Consider the following 5380-nt stretch of genomic DNA (forward strand, 5'->3'; position numbering starts at 1 on the left):
CTGCCATCCAGTTCGCCGACAGGCGCACTTCGCCCAGCGAACCGATCGAGGCCGCGGCCAGGTTGGTAATCGCCTCGCCCACGGCCAGGCGCGCCGCGTCGGCGCTGCTGAGCAGCGCGGACGCCGCGCGCCTGGCCGTGGGCGAGGCGATTACCAACCTGGCCGCGGCCTCGATCGGTTCGCTGGGCGAAGTGCGCCTGTCGGCGAACTGGATGGCAGCCATCAATCACCCGGGCGAAGACGCTGCCTTGTTCGATGCGGTCAAGGCAGTCGGCCTGGAGTTGTGCCCCGAACTGGATATCTCCATTCCGGTCGGCAAGGATTCCTTGTCCATGCAGACCGTGTGGAACGATGACGAGACACCGCAGCGCACGGTTGCGCCGGTCTCGCTGGTAATCACCGGTTTTGCGCGTGTGGACGATGTGCGCCGTACGCTGACTCCGCAATTGCGCCTGGACCGTGGCGATTCGGACCTGTGGCTGGTCGACCTCGGCGGCGGCCGCGACCGCCTCGGTAGCTCGGCGCTGACCCAGGTGTTCAATCGCGGGGGCGGCGTGCCACCGGATCTGGAAAGCGCCAAGCAGTTGAAGGCCTTGTTCGATCTGGTGCAGGAGGCCAATCGCGCCGGTCTGTTGCTTGCGTATCACGACCGTTCCGACGGCGGTGTCATCGTGACCTTGCTGGAAATGGCCTTCGCGGGTCATTGCGGTCTGGAGATTCAGCTCGAAGGTTGGGGCGAAGCGACGTTGCGCGCACTGTTCAACGAAGAGCTCGGCGCGGTACTGCAAGTGGCCGTCGCCAACCGCGAAGCCTTCGAGGCTTTGCTGGTCAAACATGGACTAGCCGGCTTCGCGCATCGCATCGGCCGCCCCAAGGAAAAGTTGGGCATCAAGCTGTTCCTCGGCGGCGATACGTTGTTCAAGTGGAACTGGAGCACGCTGTTCGCAGCCTGGAACGACGCCAGTTACGCCATGCAGCGTCTGCGTGACAATCCGCAAAGCGCGGACGCCGAGCGCGAATGGCGCCTGGACGATGCCGATCCGGGTATCAGCCCCAAGCTGGCGTTCGATCCGACCGACGATGTCGCAGCGCCGTTCATTGCCAAGGGTGCGCGTCCGCGCGTGGCCGTCCTGCGCGAGCAGGGCGTCAATGGCCAGGCGGAAATGGCGGCGGCCTTCACACGAGCTGGCTTTGACGCAGTCGACGTGCACATGTCGGACCTGGCCGAGCGTCGCATCAAGCTGGCCGATTTCCGCGGCTTTGCTGCTTGCGGGGGCTTTTCTTATGGCGACGTGCTCGGCGCCGGTCGGGGCTGGGCCACTTCGATCCTCTACAACGACTACTTGCGTGCCGAGTTCGAAGCTTTCTTCGCCGATACATCGCGTTTCGCGCTTGGCGTGTGCAACGGCTGCCAGATGATGAGTCAGCTCAAGGACATCATTCCCGGCGCGCAGCATTGGCCGAAGTTCCTGCGCAATGCCTCCGAGCAGTATGAGGCGCGCATGGTGACGCTGGAAGTACTCGACTCGCCAAGTATTTTCTTCAAGGGTATGACGGGTTCGCGCATTCCCGTGGCGGTGGCGCACGGCGAGGGCCGCGTGAGCTTTCCGCAGACCTGTAGCCCGTCCAAGTCCGGCGGCGCCCTGCGCTTCGTCGATAACCGGGGGCGTCCGACGGAAGACTATCCGCTCAATCCGAATGGCTCGCCTGGCGGCTTGACCGGATTCACCGCCGCCGAAGGGCGCGTGACGATCCTGATGCCGCATCCGGAGCGTGTGTTCCGCAGTGTGCAGATGAGTTGGCGTCCGGACCCGTGGGGCGAAGACTCGCCCTGGATGCGGATGTTCCGCAATGCGCGCGTGTGGTGTGGATAAAACGCAATCGCCCCTCCGTCTGCTTGCGGGGGATGCCGGGAGAGCATGAACTCTTCGCGATGGGTGCCGAGCTTTCTGGTTGAACCGTGAAAGACTGACGCAAGTACTTACCCCGCCCTGGTCCTCCCCTGTGAACAGGGGAGGGGGACACCGCGCGGTGATGGCGAGGTCCATGTCGATGCCCATCGTCGCCTGATCGATAATCGCGGCATGCCACCCTTACTTTTCCACTTGCCCTGGTATTTGCGCATACCACTGACGGCGCTGATGGTGGCTGCGTGGTTCGGTCTGCTCGCGCTTCCGCCGTGGTGGCTGGGGTTGCCCTTGCTGCTAGCCCTCGCGCTGGGCGCCGCGATATTGGCGCATCGCCGCCACGACCTCGCGCTCTGGTGCCGACGCGGCCTCAAATGGGGCTTGCCCGCCTGGCTGTTCGCGCTGCAACGGGCCCTGGGTGGCGATCTGGTCGCCTGGGGCGCGGCCTTGCTCGGCGCCCTGGTCGGTTTTTCGCTGGTTGCCTTGCTCGAATCCCTGCTTGATCACCGTGTCCATCGAACCCCGCGCGCAGCGGCACAGCCGGAGTGGCGCGAACTGGCTATGGCGCCGGTGGGGCCGCCAGCGCATATCGTCGAACTGGTACCGCCACGCTGGCGCGAGGTCGACGGCGCTGTGACCGACCCGCGAGGTGGCCAGGTTATTTATCGAGCGATCGATGCCGAAAGCGGCAGTTATCGCTTCGGTGCCGGTCGCAGCTTCGACCGCTTGAGCCGGCGCTGCAGCTTCAGTCCTGCGGCTCGCTGGTTTGTCGCCAGTGCACCCGGTGGGCGTGGCGATCTGCTGTGGGATCGGGATACCGACAAGGTGCACCGGCTGCGTGGCTGGCAATTGTATGGCTGGGACGGCGAGCAGCCCTGGCTCGCTCATGGTGTCGACGGTGTGCCGACTTCGTTGCATGAGGCGCTGGGCACCCCGCGCGATACCGGCTGACCGCCGTATCCGACATAATGCGCACGTGAGCACTCCATCCTCCCCGGCCGGCGCTTCCCCCGCCGTCAGCATCATTGTCGTCAGCGCCGATAGTGGCGCTAGTCTGCGCGAATGTGCGCGGCGCGCGCTTGCTAGTAACGTGCCGTTGCAATTCATCCTGCTCGATAACGATTCCCATGACGGCATACCGCAGGCGATCGAGCGCGATCATGCCGGCGACGCGCGTTTGCGCGTGGTCTACAACGGCGCCAACCTGGGCTTCGGTCCGGCGATCAATCGCGGTGCGGCACTGGCAAGCGGAGAGACGCTGCTGGTGTTGAACCCCGATTGCCTGCTCGAAAGCGACAGCTTGCAGCGCCTGCTCGATCGTCTCGAGCAGACGCCAGGTGCGGGTATCGTCGGCGCCGTGGTGTGCGACGAACATGGCACGCCGGATCCGGCATCGTTCCGCCGCGATCCGCTAGTTGGGCGCGCGTTGCGCACACTGTTCGGCGGCCACGGCGAGGGGGTCAATATTTCCGGTGCCATTCCGGATGCCATGGTGCAGGCCGAGGCGGTCTCCGGTGCGCTCATGTTGATGCCGCGCAATCTATTCCAGCGCATTGGCGGTTTCGACGAAGCGTATTTCCTGCATTGCGAAGATCTCGATATCTGTCGCCGCGTGCGCGATGCCGGCGGTGAAGTCTGGCTTGCTGGCGATGTACGCGTCTTGCACGGCAAGGGCACGTCCAGTCGCCACCGGCCGGTCTTCGTCAGTTGGCACAAACATCGCGGGATGTGGCGCTGGTTCCGCAAGTTCGATCCCGCCGCGCACAATCCCTTGCTGGCGGGACTTGTCTGGTTGGGCATCTGGGCGCATTTTGCGGCGAAGATTCCCGGACAATGGTGGCGTCTGGCGAAGCGACGGGCCGCACGGATGGAGGCGGTCGCATGAATCGCTCGCCGCAGCGCGGCGAGGTGACTGCCACAGTTGGCTTGATGACGGTAACGGCGATCTGGGGATCGACGTTCTTTCTTATCAAGGATCTGGTCGGACGCATGCCGACCGCCGATTTTCTAGCGGTGCGCTTTCTCATCTCCGCTGCCGTCATGCTGCTGCTGTTCTTCAAGCCGCTGTTGCGCTTGACCGCGCGCGAATGGTGGCAAGGGCTTGCGTTGGGTGTGGTCTATGGAATCGGCCAGTTGCTGCAGACGACCGGCCTCGAGCACACCGATGCCAGCATCAGCGGCTTTGCGACCGGCATGTACGTGGTATTCACGCCGCTGCTCTGCACGGTGTTGCTGCGTCAGCGCCTGCCATCGGTCACATGGATCGCGGTGCTGCTTTCGGCCGGCGGCTTGGCGGTACTTGCCTTGCGAGGTCTCAACCTGGGTTACGGCGTCTGGATTACGCTTGCCTCGGCACTGTTGTACGCCCTGCATATCGTGGGGTTGGGGCAGTGGTCCAAGCCCGGTAGCGCGTTTGCTTTATCTGCGGTGCAGATGTTCGCGATCTGCGCAGTCTGTCTGCTGGCGACGCTGCCGCGCGGCCCGCATCTTCCACCCGATGGCAAAGCCTGGTTGGCGGTGGTGTACATGGCCTTGGCGGCGGGTGCCGGTGCCATGCTGGTGCAAACCTGGGCGCAGGCGCATCTAAGCGCCACGCGTGCAGCGATTGTCATGACATTGGAGCCCGTATTCGCGGCGGGTTTCGCCGTCGGCTTGGGCGGTGAGTCAATGACCTGGCGAATGCTGGTCGGTGGCCTGCTGATACTTGCCGCCATGTATCTGGTGGAGCTCGCGCCAAGGCACCCGGCGCCGTCTGCCGAGATCCTGCATCACGAGGTCTAGCTTTCCGGCACGGCCTTGGGGCGCGGCTGGATGGCGATGCGTACCAGATAGATCAGGATCGCCACGTTGCCGATCAGCACCGCCAGTTTGATCCAGTTGAAGCGCTCGATCACTTCATAGAGTTCGATCGGTACGAGCGAGCCGGTGGCGATGACGGTGAACCATTCGGCCCAGTGCTTGCGTAGCCATAGACCTGTGCCTTCGGTAGCGAAAATTGCCGCGTAGGCGAGCGCGACCAGGCCGATGGCGACAAACTTGCTGGGGCCCCAGTCCTGCAGGGTATACACCAGTTTCCAGCGCAGGCTGTTGCTGTCCGTCAAGGACAGGTGTTCGAGCCAGTCGACCAGGTGAGCGAAGTTTTCTTCACGATCCAGGCGAAACGCGAAAATCGCAATGGCGATCAGGCCGACCGTTTTAATGGCTTTATAGATGGCGATGATGCGTAGGCCCAGGCTGTGCTGTGCCTCGATCGCCGGGATGGGCTTTGGGTGAGACTGGGACATGTGCAACCGGGGGCGGGGGGAACGAATATTGTCCCGGCGGGGGCGTGAATAGGGAATAGGCCGCCGGACACGGTCCCGAGGTGGAGGCGGCCTGGGCGTTATTCCAGGCATAAGGACTCAAAGCGAAGGGGGCGAGCCACCTCTGCGACGGCTCCCCCCTCGTCCCGATCGCTTTGACCTCAACAGCAG

At 63.9% G+C, this 5380-nt stretch carries 5 protein-coding genes and 1 pseudogene; 4 read left to right on the top strand and 2 right to left on the bottom strand.

All coding sequences use genetic code 11. The features are described 5' to 3' along the window. Positions 1–82: hypothetical protein (locus VIM98_RS20690; protein ID WP_414650234.1), on the bottom strand; the 82-nt coding region annotated here is incomplete at its 3' end. Between VIM98_RS20690 and purL the strand changes: the two are divergent. The 4 genes and pseudogenes from purL to VIM98_RS16545 all read left to right on the top strand — a co-directional run. Continuing rightward, a pseudogene (gene purL, locus VIM98_RS16530) lies at positions 72–1874 on the top strand (phosphoribosylformylglycinamidine synthase); the annotation flags it as partial. The gene VIM98_RS20690 and the pseudogene purL sit on opposite strands and share 11 nt — an antisense overlap. Before the next feature lie 210 nt (positions 1875–2084). Next, a complete protein-coding gene (locus VIM98_RS16535; RefSeq protein WP_331994213.1) occupies positions 2085–2858 on the top strand; it encodes a hypothetical protein in 774 nt (257 codons plus the stop codon). 25 nt (positions 2859–2883) lie between these two features. Next, a complete protein-coding gene (locus VIM98_RS16540) occupies positions 2884–3792 on the top strand; it encodes a glycosyltransferase family 2 protein (RefSeq protein ID WP_331994214.1) in 909 nt (302 codons plus the stop codon). Then, positions 3789–4688, top strand: coding sequence for a DMT family transporter (locus tag VIM98_RS16545; protein WP_331994215.1), 900 nt, complete (start codon positions 3789–3791; stop codon positions 4686–4688). The genes VIM98_RS16540 and VIM98_RS16545 overlap by 4 nt, the downstream gene beginning before the upstream one ends. Here the strand turns inward: VIM98_RS16545 and VIM98_RS16550 are convergent. After that, on the bottom strand, positions 4685–5191 hold the full coding sequence (locus VIM98_RS16550) for a DUF2127 domain-containing protein (RefSeq protein WP_331994216.1): 507 nt from the start codon (positions 5189–5191) through the stop codon (positions 4685–4687). The genes VIM98_RS16545 and VIM98_RS16550 overlap by 4 nt on opposite strands. Between the last annotated feature and the right edge of the window lie 189 nt (positions 5192–5380).

Origin of the sequence: Dyella sp. (assembly GCF_036568765.1) — a bacterium.
Taxonomy (GTDB): Bacteria; Pseudomonadota; Gammaproteobacteria; order Xanthomonadales; family Rhodanobacteraceae; genus GSA-30.

Coding starts and splice junctions, on each gene's coding strand:
- VIM98_RS16550 (WP_331994216.1), bottom strand. CDS start 5,191: ATGTCCCAGTCTCACCCAAAGCCCATCCCGGCGATCGAGGCACAGCAC.
- VIM98_RS16545 (WP_331994215.1), top strand. CDS start 3,789: ATGAATCGCTCGCCGCAGCGCGGCGAGGTGACTGCCACAGTTGGCTTG.
- VIM98_RS16535 (WP_331994213.1), top strand. CDS start 2,085: ATGCCACCCTTACTTTTCCACTTGCCCTGGTATTTGCGCATACCACTG.